This is a genomic window from Mesorhizobium onobrychidis, from assembly GCF_024707545.1.
Classification (GTDB): domain Bacteria; phylum Pseudomonadota; class Alphaproteobacteria; order Rhizobiales; family Rhizobiaceae; genus Mesorhizobium; species Mesorhizobium onobrychidis.
In genome coordinates this window covers 4,469,525-4,486,772 of sequence record NZ_CP062229.1, presented here as the reverse complement: position 1 = coordinate 4,486,772, position 17,248 = coordinate 4,469,525, and the positions used below count along the sequence as shown (strand labels likewise).

Sequence of the window (17,248 nt, the reverse complement as noted above, 5' to 3'; positions counted from 1 at the left end):
GGTGCGACAGAGCGAAGCCTTTTCAGGGGATCGATCGCCGAAACATTTCCGTACAGGCCACACTTGTTGCATAATCGCCACAATGCGTTGCATACATCCGACGCAATCACTGGCTCTAGACGGCGACATGGCTTCACAGGCACCGACACCGAGCGAAACGCTTTTCAGCGAACCTGGCACACGGGACGGGCGCCGGCTGCTCGCGCTGCCGGGCGTGGTGGCAATTGCCGGTGCGCTGGTTACGGCAGCGATCTCCTTCGCCATTCTCGTCGGCGCCACGCCGATCACGCCGGACGAGAGGACGACGCTGGCGCTTATCGCCCTCAATGCGGCGTTCATCCTGTTCCTGATCGCGCTGGTCGGCCGCGAAGTGCATCGCATTTTGATGGCGCGCCGGCGCGGCAAGGCGGCGTCGCGGCTGCATGTGCGGATCGTCGCCATGTTCGCGCTGGTCGCCGCGATTCCCGCCATCATGGTGGCGATCATCGCCTCGATCACACTCGATATCGGCCTCGATCGCTGGTTCGAGATCCGCACCAAGACGATCGTCAATTCGTCGCTGTCGATCGCCGACGCCTATGTGCAGGAGAACGCGCGCAATCTCCAGGGGACGACCCTGTCGATGGCTTACGATCTCGACGCCTCCCGCACGCTCTACGGCCTCGATCGAACCGGCTTCCTCGATCTCATGAACAAGGAAGCTGTCGGACGCTCTCTGGCCCATGCCGCACTGGTCAGGCCCGACGGTTCATTCGTCATGAGCGCCAAGACCGACGCCGATTTTGCCATGCCGGAGCCGCCGGAAGGCGCCATGAGCAGTGCCGCCGACGGCAGGCCGGTGCTGATCGAGCCGAAGACGCGCAACATCATGGGCGCCATCGTCAAGCTGCGCGAGATCGAAGGGCTCTATCTCTACACCATCCGGCTCGTCGATCCCGAGGTGATCAAGGCGCGGCAGATTGTCAGATCCAACACCGACGAATATCGCGGTCTGGAAGACAATCGCCGCACCTCGCAGGTCGCCTTCGCACTTCCCTATCTGTCGCTGACGCTGATCATCATTCTGTCCGCCATCTGGACCGGCATCGCCGTGGCAGACCGCCTGGTGCGGCCGATCCGCCAGCTCATCGGCGCGGCCGACGAGGTCGCGACCGGCAATCTCGACGTTGCCGTGCCGGTTCGGCCCTCCGACGGCGACGTCGCCTCGCTCGGCGACACCTTCAACAAGATGCTGCTGGAACTGAAATCGCAGCGTAACGAGATTCTGTCCGCCAAAGATTTGATCGACGAGCGGCGGCGCTTTTCGGAGGCCGTGCTTGCCGGTGTCACCGCCGGCGTCATCGGGGTCGATCCATATGGCATCGTCACCATCGTCAACCGGTCGGCCGAAACGATGCTGGCCATATCCGCCACTGCCGCACTCGGGCAAAACCTCTCCGCGGTGCTGCCGCATGTCGGCCGCGTCTTCGAGATCGGCCGCAAGTCGGGCAAGCCTGTCCACCGCGAGCAGGTGACCTTCTATCGCGCCGGTACGGAGCGCACCTTCAACGTGCAGATCACGGTCGAGGCCGGCGACGACGGTGCGGAGGAGAAATCCTATGTCGTGACGGTCGATGACATCACCGATCTGGTCCAGGCGCAGCGTTCTTCGGCCTGGGCGGATGTGGCGCGGCGCATCGCCCACGAGATCAAGAACCCGCTGACACCGATCCAGCTTTCCGCCGAGCGCATCAAGCGCCGCTACGGCAAGGTCATCACCGAAGACCGCGAGGTTTTCGATCAGTGCACAGACACGATCATCAGGCAAGTGGAGGACATCGGCCGGATGGTCGACGAGTTCTCCGCTTTCGCCCGCATGCCCAAGCCCGAAATGAAGGCCCTCGATTTGCGCGAATCGTTGCGCGAAGCCTCGTTCCTCGTCGAAGTGAGCCGCTCCGATATTACCTTCGAGCGCGTGTTCGGCAACGAACCGCTCAAAGGCACTTTCGACAGCCGCCTGATGGCGCAGGCCTTTGGCAATGTCATCAAGAACGCGGCCGAGGCGATTGACGGACTTGATCAAAAGGACCGCTCGCACGGCATAATCCGGATTCAAGCCGGGCGCCAGAATGGTGCGATTCGCATCGATGTCATCGACAACGGCAAGGGCTTGCCGCGCGAGAATCGTCAGCGATTGCTCGAGCCTTACATGACGACACGCGAGAAGGGCACGGGGCTCGGCCTCGCTATCGTCAAGAAGATAGTGGAGGACCATGGCGGCCGGCTCGAATTGCATGACGCGCCGGCGGATTTCCACGACGGGCGAGGCGCGATGATCAGCATCATCCTGCCGCTCGCCGCCACCGTGCCGTCGCGCGGCGAAGGCAAGACGGAACACGAAAGAGAAACTGAAAAGGTCGGTAATGGCGTCTGACATTCTCATCGTCGATGACGAGGAAGACATCCGCGAACTTGTCGCCGGTATCCTGAGCGACGAAGGTCACGAAACCCGCACGGCATTCGATGCCGACAGCGCCCTGGCGGCGATCGCCGACCGGGCGCCGAGGCTGATTTTCCTTGATATCTGGCTGCAAGGCTCACGTCTGGACGGACTGGCGTTGCTGGACGAGATCAAGACGATGCATCCGAGCCTGCCTGTGGTGATGATCTCGGGCCACGGCAACATCGAGACGGCGGTCTCGGCCATCCGCCGCGGCGCCTATGACTTCATCGAGAAACCGTTCAAGGCCGACAGGCTGATCCTCATCGCCGAACGTGCAATTGAAACCTCGAAACTGAGACGCGAGGTTTCTGATCTCAAGCTGCGCAGCGGCGAAACCTTCGACCTGATCGGCATGTCGTCGGCGATGAGCCAGTTGCGCCAGACCATCGAGCGCGTCGCGCCGACCAACAGCCGCGTCATGATCATCGGCCCGTCCGGCTCGGGCAAGGAACTCGCGGCACGCGCCATCCACACGCTGTCGGCGCGCAAGAACGCCCCATTTGTCACGCTGAGCGCTGCCAACATCACGCCCGAACGCATGGAGGTCGAGCTGTTCGGCACCGAATCAAACGGTGTCGAACGCAAGGTCGGCGCGCTTGAGGAAGCCCATCGCGGCATTCTCTACATCGACGAAGTGGCCGACATGCCGCGCGAAACGCAAAACAAGATCCTGCGCGTGCTGGTCGAGCAGCAGTTCGAGCGGGTAGGGGGCACCAAACGGGTCAAGGTCGATGTCCGTATCATCTCGTCGACCTCGCAGAACCTGGAGGCGATGATCGCCGACGGTCGTTTCCGGGAGGATCTCTATCACCGTCTGGCGGTGGTTCCGGTCATGGTGCCGGGACTGGCCGAGCGGCGGGAGGATATTCCCTATCTGGTCGACAATTTCATGAAGCAGATCGCCCGCCAGGCCGGCATCCGGCCGCGGCGCATCGGCGACGACGCGCTGGCGGTGCTGCAGGCGCACAACTGGCCAGGCAACGTCCGCCAGTTGCGCAACAATGTCGAGCGGTTGATGATCCTGGCGCGCGGCGACGATATCGATGCACCGATCACCGCCGATCTGTTGCCTGCCGAGATCGGCGATGTCATGCCGCGCACGCCAAACCAGTCCGATCAGCACATCATGGCGCTGCCGTTGCGTGAAGCGCGCGAACAGTTCGAGAAGGACTATCTGATCGCCCAGATCAACCGTTTTGGCGGCAACATCTCGAAAACGGCCGAGTTCATCGGCATGGAGCGCTCGGCGCTTCACCGCAAGCTGAAGTCGCTGGGCGTCTGATAGCCAATCCAATCGTGGCTTACGCAATTATCGGTTACGGCGGCGGCGGAATCGCCTAAGAAAGCGCTACAGCGCCGCGCGTCTTTTGGGACGCGCAGAGGGCGCTGTAGCGTTTTGATTTTTGCGCGCATGACCCCGAAAATCGATTCCGATTTTCGGGGTCATGCGCTGACTTCTCCAGGGGTGACCCATGCCGCGCATTGCCTATGTGAACGGGCGCTATGTCGCTCACGCCGACGCTTTCGTGCATATCGAGGACCGCGGCTATCAGTTCGCCGATGGCGTCTACGAGGTTTGCGAGGTGGCGTGCGGCTTCATCGTCGATATGCCTCGCCATCTCGGGCGGTTGAACCGTTCGCTGACCGAATTGTCGATCGACTGGCCGGTCACGCGGGGCGTGTTGCCGATCATCATGCGCGAGGTGGTCCGCCGCAACCATGTCACCGATGGCCTGGTCTATCTTCAGGTGACGCGTGGCGTCGCCAGCCGTGATTTTGTTTTTCCGGCGGGCACGAAGCCGTCGCTGGTGGTGACCGCCAGGAAAGCCGACCCCGCTGCTGCCGCGAAGCGAGCCGAAAGCGGAATCAAGGTTATCACCGTGCCGGAGAACCGTTGGGATCGGGTCGATATCAAGTCGGTCGGCCTGTTGCCAAATGTGCTGGCCAAGCAGAAGGCCAAGGAAGCCGGCGCCCAGGAAGCCTGGTTCGTCGATGCCGACGGCATCGTCAAGGAAGGTGGATCGTCGAACGCCTGGATCATCACCAGGGATGGCGTGCTGGTCACGCGTCCGGCCGAGCACGGCATCCTGCGCGGCATCACCCGCACCACGCTGTTCGAAGTGGCCGCCAAGCTCGACCTGAAGATCGAGGAGCGGGGCTTTTCGGTCGCCGAAGCCAAAGCCGCGCGCGAGGTTTTCATCAGCTCCGCCACCACGATCGCCATGCCGATCGTGGCGATCGACGGTGCACCCGTCGCCAACGGCCATCCGGGCTCGATAACACTTTCCTTGCGGCAAGCCTTTTTTGACGTTGCGGAAAAAAGTCCAGCCTGATAACCGCACAGGTGGAATGAACATCAATATATCTCGTTCTGCTTGTCGTTATTGACGGCAAGATGGTGTTTGCGCGCTTGACACGTGCCGGGTAATTTGGCGCATTGGCTTGCAAACCGAAGGGGATCGGCGAAAGACAAGAACAATGGCGGAACGATCGCAAAATCTTCAGGACCTGTTCCTGAATTCAGTTCGCAAAAGCAAAAACCCACTCACCATCTTCCTCATCAACGGCGTGAAGCTGACCGGCGTGGTCACTTCGTTCGACAATTTCTGTGTTCTGCTGCGTCGAGACGGCCATTCCCAGCTCGTCTACAAGCACGCCATTTCCACGATCATGCCGAGCCAGCCGGTTCAGATGTTCGATGGCGAGGAAAGCCAGGGCGCCTGATTGGCACGTAAGAAAGACGCGGACCGCAGCGTTCGCGAAAAACCAGCATATCAGCCGAGTACGGAAACCGAAGGCTCGACCCGGGCCGTGGTCATTGTGCCCGTGCTTACCCGCCAGCCACGAGGCGACGAAGACACGAATCGTCCGCGCCTGACGCGTTCCGCCGAGGCCCGCCACGACGAGGCGGTTGGCCTTGCCCAAGCCATTGACCTCGACCCGATCCATACCGCGGTGGTGACCGTCAACGATCCCCGGCCTGCAACCCTGCTCGGCAGCGGCAAGGTCGCGGAGTTCGCGGAGATCGTCAAAGAGGGCCGTGCCGAACTGGTCATTGTCGACCATCCGCTGACGCCGGTGCAGCAGCGCAACCTGGAAAAGGAATTGAACGCCAAGGTGCTGGACCGCACCGGGTTGATCCTGGAAATTTTCGGCGAGCGCGCACGGACCAAGGAAGGCACGCTGCAGGTCGATCTGGCTCACCTCAACTATCAGAAGGGCCGGCTCGTGCGAAGCTGGACCCACCTCGAGCGCCAGCGCGGCGGCGCCGGTTTCCTCGGCGGTCCTGGTGAAACACAGATCGAGTCGGACCGCCGTGCCCTGCAGGACAAGATCAAGAAGCTGAAGCACGAGCTGGAAACCGTGCGGCGCACCCGTGACCTGCACCGCGCCAAGCGCAAGAAGGTGCCGTTCCCGGTGGTGGCGATCGTCGGCTATACCAACGCCGGCAAGTCGACGCTATTCAACAGGCTAACCGGAGCAGGGGTGCTGGCCGAGGACATGCTGTTTGCCACGCTCGACCCGACACTGCGTCGAGTGCGACTGCCGCACGGCACGCCGATCATCCTTTCGGACACGGTCGGTTTCATTTCGGATCTGCCGACGCATCTGATTGCAGCCTTCCGGGCAACGCTGGAAGAGGTGGTCGAGGCCGATCTCGTCATCCATCTGCGCGATATTTCGGACCCCGACACGGCCGCCCAGGCCGAGGATGTCGAGCGCATCCTCGCCGATCTCGGCGTCGATGCCGGCGACACCAAGCGTGTCATCGAAGTGTGGAACAAGATCGATCGGCTCGATGAAGGCAACCGGGCGCGATTGCTCGCCGACGGCATCGACGGCAACAAGGCGCCGCCGATTGCCATATCGGCCGCCACCGGCGAGGGCATCGATGTGCTGAAGGCGATCATCGAGACAAGAGTGTCTGGCGAACTGGAAACGCTGACCGTCACGCTCAAGCCTGAGCAGCTCGGGCTCGTCGACTGGCTCTACCGCAATGGCGACGTCGTCTCGCGCACCGACAATGAAGATGGCGGCGTGACCGTCGCGCTCAAGGCCACGCAAAGCGCGCATGAAGAGATAGAAAGCAGATTGCGCCGTAAAAACAACGGGTAATCGCTGTTACTTCACGCTCTTGGCTTGCTGCCAAAGCGCCTCCATCTCGTCGAGCGTCGCCTTTTCCAGGGTGTTTCCGGACGCTTCCAGCGCGTGCTCGACATAGTGGAACCGCGACCGGAATTTCTCGTTGGTGCCGCTGAGCGCCGCTTCGGAATCGACCTTGAGATGACGCCCGAGATTGACGACGGCAAACAGCATGTCGCCGAACTCGTCCTTGATCGAAGCCGTATCGCCCTTGGCAAGGGCCTGGCGCAACTCGCCGATCTCTTCCTCGATCTTGTCGAGGATCGGCGTGGCCTCGCTCCAGTCGAAGCCGACGCGGGCCGCTTTTTCCTGCAGCTTGAGCGCCCGGGTCAAAGCGGGCAGGGCGACCGGTACGCTGTCCAGAAAACCCTTGCCATGATCCTCAGGATCGTGCCCGCGGGCGAGGCGGGCGTTTCGCTTTTCCGCTTTTTCCTCAGCCTTGATCTTCTCCCACATGCCCTTGGCCATGCCGGCGCTGCGCGCCTCCTCGTCGCCGAAGACATGCGGATGGCGGCGGATCATTTTTGTGGTGATGGCCTGGACCACGTCACCAAAGGCGAATTCACCGGCCTCCTCGGCCATCTGCGCATGGTAGACGACCTGCAGCAGGAGGTCGCCGAGCTCGTCGCGCAGATCGTCCAGGTCGCCGCGTGCGATCGCGTCCGCCACCTCGTAGGCTTCCTCGATCGTGTAGGGCGCGATGGTCGAGAAATCCTGCTCGATATCCCACGGGCAGCCGGTTTCCGGCGCCCGCAGCGCCGCCATGATTTCGATCAGCCGGGAAATGTCTTTCGAGGGTTTCATCCGTCGAATGCTATCGTGCACCGATCACTCGGCAAATGCTGTCAGCCGGCAAGGGCGCATTGTCCACAGTTGCGCGCAGGCCATGATCCCGAAAAGTGGAAGCCGGCTTTCGGAAAAGATCATGGTCAAGCAAAGTGTCAGTCGAGCACGGAGACGATCGCCTTGGCGAGCGCGTCCATGCCGTCCTCCGGCAGGCCGGCGACGTTGATGCGGCTGTCGCCGACCATATAGACGCCGTGTTCGACGCGCAGCCGCTCGACCTGCGCTTCGGACAGGCCGAGCCGGGAAAACATGCCGCGATGGCTGGCGACGAAATCGAAGCGGTCGGAATTGGACTGCCGCCGCAGCGCTTCGGCGAACTGGACACGAAGCCGCAGCATACGCAGGCGCATCTCCTCAAGCTCAGCTTCCCAGTCGGCCCGCAGCGTGGCGTCTTCGAGCACGATGCGCACCGCGGCCGCGCCGTGGTCCGGCGGCATCGAGTACATAGCGCGGGCGGCCGACAGCATCTGGCTCATTGCCACATCCGCCTGCGCGCTATCTTTGGCCAGGATCATCGCCGCGCCGACACGGTCACGATACACGGCAAAGTTCTTCGAGCAGCTCGAGGCAACGACCATTTCCGGGACTTTCGCCGCCAGCAGGCGCAAGCCGACGGCGTCAGCGTCGAGGCCTTCGCCAAAACCCTGATAGGCAATGTCGACAAAGGGCAGCAAGCCGCGCTCGACGACTAGGTCGGCTATTTCAGCCCACTGCGCGGTGTCCAGATTGGCGCCTGTCGGATTGTGGCAGCAACCATGCAGCAGCACCACGTCGCCGCTCCTGGCGGTCGCCAGCGCACTCATCATGTCGGCGAAGCGAACAGCACCTGAGGCGGCGTCGAAATAGGGATATTCGCGTATCTGCAGGCCGGCGGCGCGCATCACCGGCATGTGGTTCGGCCAGGTCGGGTCCGACAGCCAGATCGTCGCGTCCGATCGCGTCCTCTTGAGCAGCTCAGCCACCAGTCGCAGCGCGCCCGAGCCGCCGGGCGCCTGCGCCGCACGGATTCGCGTCAGCTCGGCCGCAGGGCCAAAGACCAGCCCCGCCATCGCCGTGTTGAAGCCGGTATCGCCGGCAAGGCCGAGATAGGTCTTGGTATCCTGGCTCTGCAGCAATCGCTTTTCGGCTTCGCGCACGGCGCGCATCACCGGCGTCTTGCCATCGAGATCCTTGTAGACGCCAACGCCAAGGTCGACTTTGCCGGGGCGGGGATCGGCGCGATAGAGGCCGATCAAGGCGAGGATCTTGTCGGCTAGGGCAGGCTGGAGGTCTTCAAACATCGGCGCGGTTCCGTTGGCGGCGGAGTGATACGCAAATCGGCCGTGCTGCGCCAGCGGTTTCATTTGCACCAAGCTGAAAACCGCCAAAGCGGGGAGACAGGCCTGATTGGCACGGCGCAGCAGGCAAATGCGGCTTCCGCATGTCAGTTGGTTGACGCCGTTCTATGACGCCAGCTTGAGGGCGGCCGACGGCAAGGGGGCGACAGGTTGCTGTTTCTTGCCGCCCCAACCGATCCGCGGCAACCATTCGAGGTAATAGGCGAAGCCGAATTGCAGCGCGATGCCTGTCGAGATCAGGATTGCGTCGTAGGGGAGCCCGCCTGGGCTGACGACCTTCATGACCTGCGCGATCATGGCGAGGATCGTTCCGGCGATGAAGACCGGCAGCGAATGCTTGCCGAGAACCGCGAGCGGGTGTCTGGGCCTGGTCCTCGCCAGGTTGGAAAGCGCCGGGATTGCCACGATCAGATAGGCGATCGCCAGAATGTGCATGAGGCGCGACAGCGACAGGAACGTCTTGTCGAAGCCGGTCAGCACGGTAGGCAGGCCGGAGGCCGTCTCGATGCCCCACAGCGGCAGCCGCACCCAAATCAGCGCACCGACCAGATACCCGACGGCCGCGCTCGCCATCATCCAGTTGAAGCGGATTTCGCCGCCGCGCTTGACATGCAGCATGCCGGCGATCCCGATGACGAAAAGAAACTGCCAGGAGAGCGGGTTCAGGAACCAGAAGCCGTCGCCGGGAAAATTCGAAGGCGCGATCTGGAAAATGCCGACGATGAGCCAGAGGAGAGCGGACGCAGCAAGCATCAGGCGCAGGCTGAAAGTGCCGATCCACAGGAAAAGCGGCACCATCAGAAGTACGACGGCATACATGGAAAGAATGTTGTTATAGCCGATTTGATGCCCAAGCGCCGCGATGCCGAGCAGCGCTTCCGGCGTGTCCTCGATGATCATCTGGATGTTGATCAGCTTCAAAAGATCGGGCCGCGAGAAATGCAATGCGGCCGCCGAGAAGATCGCCAGCGTCGCGACAGTGGTCATGACATGGGTGACATAGAGGACGCCGGCACGCCGCCAAGCCTTCAGGGTGATGAGCAACCGGTTCCCCGGCTGGAACTTCAGTCCGTAGGCGAGCCCAACGGCAATCCCTGAAATCAGCACGAAGGCTTCGGCCGAATCGGAAAAGCCGAAATTCTTGTGCGTGAAATACTCGAAGATCGTCCCCGGCACATGGTTGACGAAGATCGTCAGCAGCGCTAGCGCGCGGAAGACATCGATGCGGGTATCCCGCTGGGTTGGCACATTGCTTGTCATGTCGGGGCTTGTCATGTCGGGTCGATAATTCGTTGAACAAAGCGGGCCCAAAGGGCCGTCGGCGAAGCGAAGATTCGGCGGTGAATGTTTCCTGCCTATAACTCGCAAGTGCCCCGAGAAAGATGACACCTTCGCGATTTTCCGCGTCACAAATTAATTCAGATATAAACATCGAAATCCCCGGTGCGCCAAAACCGCGCGGCGAATTGTGGCGGCTGAGGGGAGGGCTGCTCGTTCGCGGACAAACAAGCCGTACGCGCGATGGTGGCGTTATACCGGTGATGCCTGACCTTCCCGGATCGCAAAAAACTCAAAGAGCGGGATTAAAAACCTGCCATGCTCCGTAAACAGGACATGAGAGGGTCGATGCCACGCTTCGATATCATAGGACAGCTTGGTTCCCTGCGGCGCTACGCGCGTTCGCTGACGCGCGACAGCGCAGAAGCAGAGGATCTGGTGCATGACGCGCTGGTGCGTGCCTATGAGCGGCGCGGCACATTCCGATCGGGCGGGAACCTGCGCGCATGGCTGCTGTCGATCGTCCACAATGCTTTCATTGACGGTTTGCGGTCCCGCAAGTCTGAAGCGGTGCGCGTCGAGCAGGCCGGATATCTTGTCGACGCCAGCGTGCAGGCTCCCCAGGAGCATTCCGTCCGCCTGGCACAGTTGCGCGAAGCTTTTTTCAAATTGCCGGATGAGCAGCGGTCGGCGCTGCATCTCGTCGCCATCGAGGGACTTACCTACAGCCAGGCGGCCGAGGTCAGCGGCGTACCGCTGGGAACGCTGATGTCGCGCATTGGCAGGGCGCGCGCGGCGCTCCGCGAGATGGAGGACAAATTGCCGGCACGTGCGAAAAACCACCTCAAGATCGTGGGAGGCCCGTGATGTCTGTGATGAGCGAACTGCGCGACCCGGTGACCGATGCCGACCTCGACGCCTATGTCGACGACCAGCTGGACGTTGCCCGCCGCATCGAGGTCGAGGCGTTTCTTTCCGCCCGTCCGGAGGCGGCCGCTCGCGTGATGTCCGACCTCAGGACGCGCGACGAACTGCGCGTGGCGCTTGCCGGATCCAGGGGCATGGCGCGGCCGGCAACGGCCGATGCGGCACGGCGGCTGGAGCGGGGACTGGCCCGGGGGCGCGCCTTACGCACGTTGCAGCGGGCTGCGGCGGTCGCAGTCTTGGTGGCTGCGGGCTGGTTGGCGAACGGGATCGTCGGGCCGATATCGGTGACGAAAGTCGTCGCCTCGACCCAGCCGCCTGTCTATCTGGAGGAAGCGATCCGGGCACACAGGACGACGATCATGCGCGAGGCCATGTCATCCCAGCCCGAAGCGCCGAACTACGATGCGGACGAAATCCGCGCCGCCACGGCGATCGTCATGCCGTCGCTGCCGAAGGACTGGAAGGTGCGTGACGTGCAGATCTATCCGTCGCAGTTCGGCCCGAGCGTCGAGATGGCTGTCGAAACTAGGGACCTGGGGCTGGTCTCACTGTTCGCGATCAGGCCCGGAACGTTCGACGTGGTCCAGCCGACCGTCGCCCCCTCGGGCGAAATTTCCTCGGCCTATTTCCAGATCGGCGAAGTTGCTTACGCAGTCGTCGCCCGAAGCGGTGTCCGCGATCTCGATCGCACCGCAGAAACGCTCGCCAACACGCTTTACTGACCTCACAAAGGAGAACCCGCATGAACACCCCCAATCTAGGATACCGCACCGGCGTCGGAGCCCAAACCGGCGCCGTCTACGACGAAGGCCTGCGCCAGCATATGCTGCGCGTCTACAATTATATGGGAGTTGGCCTCGTCGTTACCGGCGTGATCGCCTTCGTGGTGGCTTCCACGCCAGCCCTCTACGTGCCGATCTTTTCCAGCCCGTTGAAGTGGGTGGTGATGCTGGCACCGCTCGCCTTCGTGCTGCTGTTCTCGTTCCGAATACAGACGATGTCCGCGGCCGGCGCTCAGGCGATGTTCTGGGCATTCTGTGCGGTCATGGGCCTGTCGCTGGCGTCCGTGTTCCTGGTCTTCACCGGGACCAGCATCGCGCGCACCTTTTTCATCGCCGCCACCATGTTCGGCGCGACAAGCCTTTACGGCTACACGACCAAACGCGACCTGACCCAGTTCTCGTCCTTCCTGATCATGGGCCTGATCGGCGTGGTGATCGCCAGCATCGTCAACATCTTCCTCGGCTCGACCGCGCTCCAGTTCGCCATCTCAGTGATCGGCATCGCCGTCTTCATCGGTCTCACCGCCTGGGATACCCAGACGATCAAGGAGCAGTTTGCGGAAAACTTCGGTGCGGAATCGCAGCAGAAGCTCGCCGTCTTCGGTGCATTCTCGCTCTATCTGAACTTCATCAACATCTTCCAGCTGCTGCTGAACTTCACCGGCGAGCGCGAATAGCCGCGTCAAATCAATGCATGTCGCGGCAGCGGTTTTGGCACCGCGACATGCATAAAACAGGGACTTAGAGTGCGTCGCGAGAATCTGCTGGACGCGGCGCGCCTGGATAACCGGAGTTGCTTCCCATGGACAGGAACGACCAGCAGGCGATCGGCAACCTTTTCGAGAAACTTGCGAACGTCGAGCGACAGACGCCGCCGCGCGATGCCGAAGCGGAACGCTTCATCAACGACCGGATTGCCCGGCAGCCCGGCGCGCCATACTACATGGCGCAAACGATCGTCGTGCAGGAGCAGGCCTTGAACGCGGCACAGTCCCGCATCGAGGAACTGGAACAACAGGCACAGCAGTCTGCCGGCGGCGGATTGCTTGGCGGGCTCTTCGGCGGCGGCGCCAGGCGCTCGGGTTCGGTCCCGCGGGTCGGGCGCACCGCTGCCGCTGCGCCGCAGGAGCCGCTTTCTGGCAATGATCAACAAAGGGCAGGCGGCGGTTTCCTCGCCGGAGCCGCGCAGACTGCGATGGGCGTGGCCGGCGGCGTGCTTCTCGGCAACGCGATCGCAGGCATGTTTGGCGGAAGCGAAGCGCAGGCAACCGAGCCGGCGGCGTCACAGCCAGACGAAGCCGCTGCCGACCAGGCAGGCGATGCCAGCTCCGATGGCGGCGGGGACTTTGGTGATATTGAGTTTTGACACGAATGGAAGTGCGGAGGGCGGTCTGACCAGGAAATCGGCCTTCGTGGGCAAGGGACAGTCACATCCCCTGCAACTGGAAATGTCGCGGGGGGATGTTTTCAAACCTGCCGGACGATGGTGCCGATCACATTGACGAGAAGGCGAGCGGCGGTCAGGGCCGACAGGCCGTCGATGTCGGCGGGAGGATAGAGCTCGACAAGGTCGAATCCTGTGATCCTGGCCCTCTTGCCGAGGCCTGCGATCAGGTCGATCACATGCGTGTAGGTGAGGCCGCCGGGCGTACGCGCCGCCACGCCCGGCATGATGCCGGGGTCGAGGCCGTCGCAGTCGAGAGTGACGATGACCCGCGCTCCTTCCGGAATATGCCGGAGTGCGGCTTCGACGCCCTGGGCGTGAACCTCGCGGGCGGTCACGAAGCGGCTGCCATAGCGCCGCGCCGCTTCGATTTCGGTGAGCCGTGCGCTGCCGACGCCACGGATGCCGACCTGCACGATGCCGGCGACATGCGGCATCTCGCTCGCCCGGCGCATCGGGCTCGAATAGCCGTAGCGTTCGCCAGACACCTCGTCGCGCCAGTCGATATGGGCGTCGATCTGCAGGATCCAGACCGGCCCATGATCCGCAAAGCCGGCGAGGAAGGGAATGGGCACGGAATCGTCGCCGCCAAGCAGGATCGGTACCGCCGGCAACGCCAGGACCTCGCGCGTCTTCGCCTCGATCCGGGCTCGGTTTCCGGCATTGTGCGATACCGGCCGGATAGCTGGGCGATGAAAAGGAATGCTTATTATCTTGGGGCGAGGCCATCGAGCAGCAAGTCGAGGCCTTTCCGGAAAGCGCCGTCCCAATCGTTGTCCAACAACAGACGAGAGCGTTCGATTGTGGGGTAGCGTTCGCTGAGGCGTGCAAGGCGCTGCTGCGCGGCGGCCCTGTCGTCGTCCGAGAGGTCGAAGCTCGCCCGGGTGATGGTAGCGCCCATCACATAGTTCCAGAGCGACCATATCGCTACGTTCAGATCCGCGTCCGCTACACCGGCTCTGGACAGGATCTTGCTCAGCAGTTCCAGGCGACTGAGCATGTTCGGGCCGAGCGCCCGGCGCGGCAACAGCGACGCCGACCAAGGATGACGCAGCATGCAGGCACGCCAGTTTTCGAGCATATGACCGACTTCTCCGCGCCAGTCTTGAGACTCGACTATTTGTGGCTGTCCGCGATATTCGAGCACCGAGTCGAGCGCCAGATCAAAGACATCCTCTTTGTTGTTAACGTGCCAATATAGGCTCATCACGCCCGAGCCGAGGCGATCGGCCAGCCGACGCATCGTCAATCCGTCGAGCCCTTGAGCGTCGAGCAGTTCCACCGCGGTCGCCACGATGCGCTCGCGCGAGAGAGGCGGTTCACTGTGCGGCTGCTGCACGGGCTGGAGCCTCTCACTTATCCGTTGGGGCCGTTTGATCCGGGCGCCGCTACGTTTGGCTGCCATCCATCTTCCTCGCTAGTCGGCACCTCGACTTTGGCAGGCACCGTCAGGAATGTCGATCCTGAACAGTTGACTCGTACAGAGTACCATACGATGACTCGTATGTTGTACGAGTCGCTTGGACGGTACGACCGCGGGGGCCGTTGCTCGCAGTCCGCAGAGCAAGGAGAAAAAATCATGTCACGCGCAATCAAGCATCTTATCGGAGGGCTAATCGTCATGACCATCGGAGTTCCCACTGCGACGACAGCAAATGAGAATGATCTCAAGCTGACCATCGTCAATCCACAAAACCTCTACGACCCGTCGCCGAATGGCTACAGCACGGCGGTGATCGCGCCTCGCGAAGCCCGGGTGGCATATATCTCCGGGCAGGGCGGCCAGGACAGCACGGGAGCCTTGTCGCCCGACTTCGCTGTCCAGGTGAAACAGGCATATGCGAACCTGCGCACCGCGCTTGAGGGGATCGGTGCGAAGCCCAATCAGGTCGCCAAGCTCACGGTCTTCGTGGTCGATCACGATATGTCCAAGCTTGAGGTGCTGACCAAGAACGTCAAGGAAATGTTCGGCGAGGCGCTGCCGGCGCAGACTCTGATTCCCGTGCCCAAGCTTGCGATCGACCCCATGCTGTTCGAGGTGGAAGCCGTGGTCGTGCTTGACTAGCGGGGTCTGATCCGCTCGAAATGAGTTGAGCGCGCCGCCTTGAGCGGTACCGGTCATCATTGTCGTGGCCGCATCGCGGATGTTGCCTTCCATCAGTAAGCGTAGTCATACTGCGTCTACTCTAAATCGGACTGACAGATTTGAGCGATCACCGGGCCAACGAAACTGTTGCCTCAGAAGGACCGCTGCCGCTCGCCACGAAGTTAAGCTGCGTCGTGCTGGCGACCGCTACTTGCCTTTCCATCGCCGCTGCGAGCGCTTCCGACCTCGCGCCTGCCCAACTCGTCGAGAACTATATTAGCCTCTCGATCGAAAATCCGGACAAGGCCAAAACTTTCCTGGCACCTGATGCAGCCTGGATCATATTTGACTTCGGCGCGGATTTGGCGGGGGTTTTTCCGGAGTTTGTAAAACATCTTCCGGAATCGGATTGTTCGAAGTTTCTCATTCAAACAGAACGAAAAGTCACTAGCGACACAGGTGTTGATGCCGACGTTGTTAAAGTTGAGTGGAAATGCGCCAAGCCAACGGAGTTCATGCTGGCATCAAACGTACTGCGCTTCGTCGTTGTCCAACAAAAAATAGCAATGGTGGTGGTTGAAGATCCGCCCGGCTACCGTGAAAGCCGGGGACTACCGCCTCTCTAAAATGCTGAACTTTCGCATCCCAATATGGCTGCTACAGTTGCAGTGAGAAAGTCGCATAAGATAGGTTATGGAACTGAGGTGCGTTTTGATTGCGTTGCTTTTCGGCCCCAACCGCAGCTGCTTGTTCCTTGGAACCAGCGGAACTGCGGTTGGTAGCGTTGCGTCTCCTGGGACAGGTTCCTACGCCGCTTGCGGCACGCAGGCCTCGCAGATCGCCGCGATGTGCCGGTGGTCGGTGCCGCAGCAGCCGCCCAGGATGCGCATCGTCGGAAACGAAGCTGTCAGCCTGCTGTAGCGCCGCCCGAGATCGTCCGGGTCGCCGGCGTCGAGCGTTTCCGATTCGTCCAGTTCGGCATGGCTTTTGGCCGAAGCGTTCGCCTTTACGCCATAAACGCGATCGAGCCAGCGCTCGCCCTTTTTCAGCGCCTGCATGAAATGCGTCGGATGGGCGCAGTTGATCAAATAGTAGGCCGGCGCACCGTCTGTCGCGTCGTCGACCCTGTCAATCGCCTCGCCGAGCGCCATCCCGGTCACCAGCTTCCCGTCCGTCTCCACGGTGAACGAGATCATGCACGGCATCTCATGCGCCTTGGCCGCCCGCGCCACGCCGATTGCCTCGTTGAAATTGGTGAGCGTATAGGCTGCCACCATGTCGGCCTCGGTCCGCGCGAAACTCTCGATTTGCGCCGCGTGATAGGCTTCCGCCTCGTTAGCATCCATCGTGCCGGCTTTGTAGCCGTCGCCGCGCGGTCCGATCGCGCCGCTGATGACGCACGGCGTTTCGGCGGTCTCAAACTCTTTGCGCAGGTCGAGAAGAAGCTCGATCGAGCTCTCGTTGACGGCGCGTAGCGCTTCCGGCCCGTAGCCGAGCAAGGTTCCCCAATCCGGGTTGGCCCGCCACGTCGGCGTGTCGAGGATGAAGCCGGTCCCGCTTCTGCGCGCTATGGTAAGATAACGGACGTAATATTCCCTCAGCTTCTGCCGGCCTTCAGGCGTCGCCATCAGCGTGAATGAAGCAAAATGCGGAAGGTCGAGGCCTTCGTGAAAGATGAGGGTCGTTTCCATGCCGCCATCGCTCAGGAATTTTCTGTTGGCGAGTTGCGGCAGATTCAGGCGGTACTTGGCCATGTTTGTCTCCAGTGGTAAGATAACACCGTGCCGCCTTGGTGGCGGCCGGTTCGGAATAGCCAAGTTTTAGCAGCACGTGCCGCCGGTGCGGTAGAAGGCTTGTGGTCCGGTACTCCACCGAAGCGGAAACCGCAGCAATAACAGACGGATAGCCGCGCTGGGCCGGCCT

General features: G+C 61.9%; 16 protein-coding genes and 1 pseudogene. 11 read left to right on the top strand and 6 right to left on the bottom strand.

From position 1 onward, the window contains the following. The first annotated feature begins 127 nt into the window (after window positions 1-127). The 5 genes from IHQ72_RS22285 (at window position 128) to hflX (ending at window position 6,598) form a co-directional block, all read left to right on the top strand. Window positions 128-2,413: a sensor histidine kinase NtrY-like gene (locus IHQ72_RS22285; RefSeq protein ID WP_258117279.1), complete on the top strand. Its 2,286-nt coding sequence runs from the start codon at window positions 128-130 to the stop codon at window positions 2,411-2,413. Then, a complete protein-coding gene (gene ntrX, locus IHQ72_RS22280) occupies window positions 2,403-3,764 on the top strand; it encodes a nitrogen assimilation response regulator NtrX (protein ID WP_254021031.1) in 1,362 nt (453 codons plus the stop codon). The genes IHQ72_RS22285 and ntrX overlap by 11 nt, the downstream gene beginning before the upstream one ends. A 190-nt stretch (window positions 3,765-3,954) precedes the next feature. Then, entirely contained in the window at window positions 3,955-4,815 is an 861-nt protein-coding gene (locus tag IHQ72_RS22275) for a D-amino-acid transaminase (RefSeq protein ID WP_258117275.1), read from the top strand. A 145-nt stretch (window positions 4,816-4,960) separates the two neighbouring features. After that, the gene (gene hfq, locus IHQ72_RS22270) at window positions 4,961-5,206 is read left to right on the top strand and encodes an RNA chaperone Hfq (RefSeq protein ID WP_006202172.1); all 246 of its coding nucleotides are present in this window, start codon (window positions 4,961-4,963) and stop codon (window positions 5,204-5,206) included. After that, window positions 5,207-6,598: a GTPase HflX gene (gene hflX, locus IHQ72_RS22265; RefSeq protein ID WP_258117273.1), complete on the top strand. Its 1,392-nt coding sequence runs from the start codon at window positions 5,207-5,209 to the stop codon at window positions 6,596-6,598. A 6-nt stretch (window positions 6,599-6,604) separates the two neighbouring features. On the opposite strand, the gene mazG is transcribed toward hflX, so the two are convergent. From mazG to IHQ72_RS22250, 3 genes are all read right to left on the bottom strand, one after another. Continuing rightward, window positions 6,605-7,429 carry a nucleoside triphosphate pyrophosphohydrolase gene (gene mazG, locus IHQ72_RS22260; RefSeq protein ID WP_258117272.1) on the bottom strand — a complete coding sequence of 275 codons (825 nt, stop codon included), beginning with the start codon at window positions 7,427-7,429 and terminating at the stop codon, window positions 6,605-6,607. 137 nt (window positions 7,430-7,566) lie between these two features. Next, window positions 7,567-8,751: an amino acid aminotransferase gene (locus IHQ72_RS22255; RefSeq protein WP_258117271.1), complete on the bottom strand. Its 1,185-nt coding sequence runs from the start codon at window positions 8,749-8,751 to the stop codon at window positions 7,567-7,569. Between the two features lie 162 nt (window positions 8,752-8,913). Next, window positions 8,914-10,068: an OpgC family protein gene (locus IHQ72_RS22250; RefSeq protein ID WP_258117270.1), complete on the bottom strand. Its 1,155-nt coding sequence runs from the start codon at window positions 10,066-10,068 to the stop codon at window positions 8,914-8,916. A gap of 366 nt (window positions 10,069-10,434) precedes the next feature. Here IHQ72_RS22250 and IHQ72_RS22245 point away from each other — a divergent pair, with 366 nt between their 5' ends. From IHQ72_RS22245 to IHQ72_RS22230, 4 genes are all read left to right on the top strand, one after another. Then, on the top strand, window positions 10,435-10,953 hold the full coding sequence (locus tag IHQ72_RS22245) for a sigma-70 family RNA polymerase sigma factor (protein WP_258117268.1): 519 nt from the start codon (window positions 10,435-10,437) through the stop codon (window positions 10,951-10,953). 8 nt (window positions 10,954-10,961) lie between these two features. Continuing rightward, complete coding sequence (locus IHQ72_RS22240) at window positions 10,962-11,735, top strand: anti-sigma factor family protein (RefSeq protein ID WP_095494918.1); 774 nt, start codon at window positions 10,962-10,964, stop codon at window positions 11,733-11,735. A 20-nt stretch (window positions 11,736-11,755) separates the two neighbouring features. Then, a complete protein-coding gene (locus IHQ72_RS22235; RefSeq protein ID WP_029352369.1) occupies window positions 11,756-12,472 on the top strand; it encodes a Bax inhibitor-1/YccA family protein in 717 nt (238 codons plus the stop codon). 125 nt (window positions 12,473-12,597) lie between these two features. Next, a complete protein-coding gene (locus IHQ72_RS22230; RefSeq protein ID WP_258117263.1) occupies window positions 12,598-13,161 on the top strand; it encodes a DUF2076 domain-containing protein in 564 nt (187 codons plus the stop codon). Window positions 13,162-13,262: 101 nt separating this feature from the next. Here IHQ72_RS22230 and IHQ72_RS22225 read toward each other — a convergent pair. Together IHQ72_RS22225 and IHQ72_RS22220 are read right to left on the bottom strand one after the other, a co-directional pair. Then, a pseudogene (locus IHQ72_RS22225) lies at window positions 13,263-13,904 on the bottom strand (arginase family protein); the annotation flags it as partial. 44 nt (window positions 13,905-13,948) lie between these two features. Further along, window positions 13,949-14,644 (bottom strand): TetR/AcrR family transcriptional regulator, encoded by a 696-nt coding sequence (locus IHQ72_RS22220; RefSeq protein ID WP_258117261.1) that lies wholly within the window; start codon window positions 14,642-14,644, stop codon window positions 13,949-13,951. Between the two features lie 174 nt (window positions 14,645-14,818). Here IHQ72_RS22220 and IHQ72_RS22215 point away from each other — a divergent pair, with 174 nt between their 5' ends. Both IHQ72_RS22215 and IHQ72_RS22210 read left to right on the top strand, forming a co-directional pair. Beyond that, window positions 14,819-15,304, top strand: coding sequence for a RidA family protein (locus IHQ72_RS22215; protein ID WP_258117258.1), 486 nt, complete (start codon window positions 14,819-14,821; stop codon window positions 15,302-15,304). A 140-nt stretch (window positions 15,305-15,444) separates the two neighbouring features. Further along, window positions 15,445-15,951, top strand: a complete 507-nt coding sequence (locus IHQ72_RS22210) for a hypothetical protein (RefSeq protein ID WP_258117256.1) — start codon at window positions 15,445-15,447, stop codon at window positions 15,949-15,951. 180 nt (window positions 15,952-16,131) lie between these two features. On the opposite strand, the gene IHQ72_RS22205 is transcribed toward IHQ72_RS22210, so the two are convergent. Further along, complete coding sequence (locus tag IHQ72_RS22205) at window positions 16,132-17,079, bottom strand: homocysteine S-methyltransferase family protein (protein ID WP_258117254.1); 948 nt, start codon at window positions 17,077-17,079, stop codon at window positions 16,132-16,134. Window positions 17,080-17,248: the final 169 nt, after the last annotated feature.